The organism is Bacillus sp. Xin1 (genome assembly GCF_013314535.1).
GTDB lineage: Bacteria > Bacillota > Bacilli > Bacillales > Bacillaceae_G > Bacillus_A.
Map to the genome: position 1 here is coordinate 1 of NZ_JABUAE010000104.1, position 3,370 is coordinate 3,370.

The window sequence follows — 3,370 nt, forward strand, 5'->3', positions numbered from 1 at the left end:
TAGATACTTATGCAGACAATGTTGAATTTAAAATTACGGGATTAACACTTGCGAAGCATTCATTCGAAATTCGTGAAGCGAATAAGAAGAATGCTAGTTCAACAGCTAATACTGTGTATATTCAAGGGTTGAAAATACCAAAAACAGTTGATGTTGTAAACTTCGGTATCAGCGGCAAACATTCACAATACTTGTATCAAAATAGAACACAGTTAATTGAAGCCAATGATGATTTAATTATTATGCAAATCGGTACAAATGATCGACATAACTTTAAAACTACAGCTGTTACTAAAGCATATCTTCGTGAAATTATTAAGTATGTACAAGGATTAGGATTAGATATTGTAATTATGTCCGCTAACCCTGTTTCTGTAGCGAATGATATGGAAGCTGTTAGGAAATTTAAAATGGATGATGTAGACAGAGCGATTACTTCGATAGCTAAAGAATTTAACATGAGCTATGTTTCAAACTATAAATGGTTTATGGATTACGCAATAAATACAGGCGTTACAGTAGATTCTTTACTTTTCGACGGATTACATCCAAATGACACAGGGTATAGAGTGATGTTTGAAAATATAGCAGCTCATCTGGGTTTAACGTTATTAAGAGACGGTATTAGTTACATCTAAGCGTACACAAGTAGGCTTTTTTTATTTTTAACAAAACACGGCTTAGGTTAAGTTTTATAGACTAAGAGGGGCAAATGCTCCTCTTTTCATTTTGAAAGAAGGTCATAGTTGTATAAGAAAGTTGAATATGTAAGTTGATAAATATATGGATACTATTCCATAAAATGGGATATAAACATATAATCAAAGGGAGGTTTGGGAAAAGGGGGATTTATTATGATGTTACATGAGGTTTTAGAGGGGTATAGTAACGGTCATTTTAAAGAAGAAGATGTATTTCTATATAGAAATAATCCTCAAATGAAGGCAATATTAAGAAAAGGAAGTTTGATTTGGTGCGATGATAAAGTAGCCATCAGTTGCAAGGGGATTTTGCAAGATGTATGGACAAAACAAGAACAGAAAATTTAAATATAATATGATTTTTAAAGAGAAGAGAGACAATTGTCTCTCTTTTTATTTTGAAAGGAGTGAAACGATGCAAGAAATTCAAGATTTAAAGCAAGAGATCCAACAGATTAAATCTGACCAAAAAGATATGCAACGTGATATCCGCAGCTTAGAAACGCGTACTACTGTCAATGAGAAAGACATCGTGAATATAAACAAGCAACTTGAAAAGATTAGTGCCAATACGACTTGGATTCTTCGGATTATCATAGGGGCAATTGTGACCGGTTTAATTGGATTGTTACTGAAAGGAGGTGGTATGTAGATGATTGAGATAAGCGTGCTAATCGCTGTAGTTATCGCTCTTGCGCAAGTCGCAAAAATATTAGGGTTACAAACTAAATATATCCCATTGCTTAATTTAGCGCTTGGCATCTTGCTAGGCGTTTTATTTTTGCCTTTTGACATAAAAATGAACGTATTTCAGGGACTCATCATTGGTTTATCAGCTAGTGGATTATACGATCACTCCAAAATCATGAAAAAAGATGTTGATATAAATGAAAAAATCAATTAAACTCGTTTCCTCTGTATTCATGACCTTGATGCTTCTGTTTAGCCTTACTACAGAAGCTTTTGCAGATAGAACTCTCTTATTATTGATGGATTACCTAAAACTCCTTATCGTTATGGCGTAGGAGCTTATGAGGGTGTTGTGGCTCACAGTACAGCAACTCCAGAAGCTCCAGCTATTAATATTCAAAAATATGAAACTCGTACATGGCGTAATGCTTTCGTTCATTATGCAGTAGATTGGAACGAGACGATCCAAATCGCTGATACAAAGTATATTGCTTATGGTGGTGGTTCTGCTGCTAATAAACGATTTGTACACGTAGAATTATGCGAAACAAAGGATTATGAGAAATTTAAACGCAGCTATGATAAATACGTGAAGTTACTTGCTAAAATCCTACGTGATCGAAGTATTAGTGTAGAAAAAGGATTGTGGACACATAGCGATGTAACACATCATCTTGGCGGTACCGATCATGAAGATCCACTTGATTATTTACGTAGTCATGGTGTATCAGAAGCGCAATTCCGTGCTGATGTGAAACGTGCATACAATAATTCTAATGTTGATGTTTCTGTTCCTGAACAACCATCTAAACCGGAAGAGAAACCTACAGCAGTAACAGATGGGATTGCATACATTAATGGACATAACGTGAATTTACGTAAAGGACCGGATACAAGCTATTCTAAAATCCGTCAGTTAAACAAACCAGAATCATATATTGTGTGGGCTGAAAAGGATGGATGGCTAAACCTTGGAAGCAATCAGTGGATTAAATACAATCCGTCTTATGTGAAGTTTGATAAGAAAAGCACTGTAGATTCATCTATTGTAGGTAAACGTGTTGTTTCGAAAGTGGACAACCTACGTTTCTACGATTCTTCATCTTGGCAGGATAAAGATGTTGCTGGTTCTGTAGAAGCAGGATTAGGATTTACAATTGATGCCAAAGTAATTGTCAATGGATCACCACAATACAAAGTACACAACAGCAAGGGCAAAACATACTATGTAACTACAAATGAAGCCTATGTATATGTGAAGTGAAAAAATCCGACTCTGAATAAGAGTCGGATCTTTTTGTATTTTCATTGTTATATACGTTTTGTTTTTAATGATCCAACCTTATTATTCCATTTCTTATTAGTCCCTTTAATATAATGCTCATCTAAATTAATAGTTAAGTAATCTGACTCACTTTCATTCCTAAATGTTTTCGTTTTCCCTTCGTAATTAAGATCAGTATAGATGGTGATAGAAGAGGATGGCGGCATTTCTATAGATGATATGTCATCATCCCCTAAGAAGTTCTTTGAACTACCAGGAGTTAGGGTGAAAAATTTTGTTCCCCTCAGGTCGCTTAAGTCATAGAAGGAAAATTCATATGACGCTATACCTCTATTTTCGGTAGAAACCTCAGCCTTATTTGATTGAAGACTAGCGGCACTGGTTTGTTCACTAAAACCAAAAAGGAAGCCACCGCTTAAAACTAGTGATGTAACTGTTAAACTTTTTAATACTTTTTTCACTTTTAAAGCACCTCCATTTTTTTAACACAAACTCATCTTACAACCCTAATCTGTCTCTAAACTTTCTTTTACCTTACAAAAACCTTACAAAAATTATGTAAAAAAAGCTGACTATAATCAGCCAGCTACATCCACAAATTCATCAATTTTAAATTTCGTATTTAATCCAAATGCATCTGAACATACAAGTGTTTTCGTATGTGCATCAATATCTAATACTGTTATGTATTCAT

Annotated in this window: 6 protein-coding genes and 1 pseudogene; 5 read left to right on the forward strand and 2 right to left on the reverse strand. The window is 34.5% G+C overall.

Features of this window, described 5'->3' with window-relative positions:
• The 5 genes and pseudogenes from HRG09_RS27715 to HRG09_RS27735 all read left to right on the forward strand — a co-directional run.
• Positions 1-638, forward strand: a 638-nt coding sequence (locus tag HRG09_RS27715; protein ID WP_174104016.1) for an SGNH/GDSL hydrolase family protein, incomplete at its 5' end; no start/stop codon positions are given.
• A 216-nt stretch (positions 639-854) separates the two neighbouring features.
• Entirely contained in the window at positions 855-1,049 is a 195-nt protein-coding gene (locus tag HRG09_RS27720; protein WP_174104017.1) for a hypothetical protein, read from the forward strand.
• A 67-nt stretch (positions 1,050-1,116) separates the two neighbouring features.
• Positions 1,117-1,353: a hemolysin XhlA family protein gene (locus HRG09_RS27725; protein WP_174104018.1), complete on the forward strand. Its 237-nt coding sequence runs from the start codon at positions 1,117-1,119 to the stop codon at positions 1,351-1,353.
• Positions 1,354-1,605, forward strand: a complete 252-nt coding sequence (locus tag HRG09_RS27730) for a holin (protein ID WP_174104019.1) — start codon at positions 1,354-1,356, stop codon at positions 1,603-1,605.
• A pseudogene (locus HRG09_RS27735) lies at positions 1,589-2,655 on the forward strand (N-acetylmuramoyl-L-alanine amidase). Before HRG09_RS27730 ends, HRG09_RS27735 begins: the two are co-directional and overlap by 17 nt.
• Before the next feature lie 47 nt (positions 2,656-2,702).
• Here HRG09_RS27735 and HRG09_RS27740 read toward each other — a convergent pair.
• Positions 2,703-3,137 carry a hypothetical protein gene (locus HRG09_RS27740; protein WP_174104020.1) on the reverse strand — a complete coding sequence of 145 codons (435 nt, stop codon included), beginning with the start codon at positions 3,135-3,137 and terminating at the stop codon, positions 2,703-2,705.
• A 117-nt stretch (positions 3,138-3,254) separates the two neighbouring features.
• On the reverse strand, positions 3,255-3,370 hold a 116-nt coding region (locus HRG09_RS29290; RefSeq protein ID WP_254610197.1), incomplete at its 5' end, for a YolD-like family protein.

Excerpts from the sequence above, each read along its gene's own strand:
- HRG09_RS27720 (WP_174104017.1), top strand. The coding sequence starts at position 855 with ATGATGTTACATGAGGTTTTAGAGGGGTATAGTAACGGTCATTTTAAA.
- HRG09_RS27725 (WP_174104018.1), top strand. The coding sequence starts at position 1,117 with ATGCAAGAAATTCAAGATTTAAAGCAAGAGATCCAACAGATTAAATCT.
- HRG09_RS27730 (WP_174104019.1), top strand. The coding sequence starts at position 1,354 with ATGATTGAGATAAGCGTGCTAATCGCTGTAGTTATCGCTCTTGCGCAA.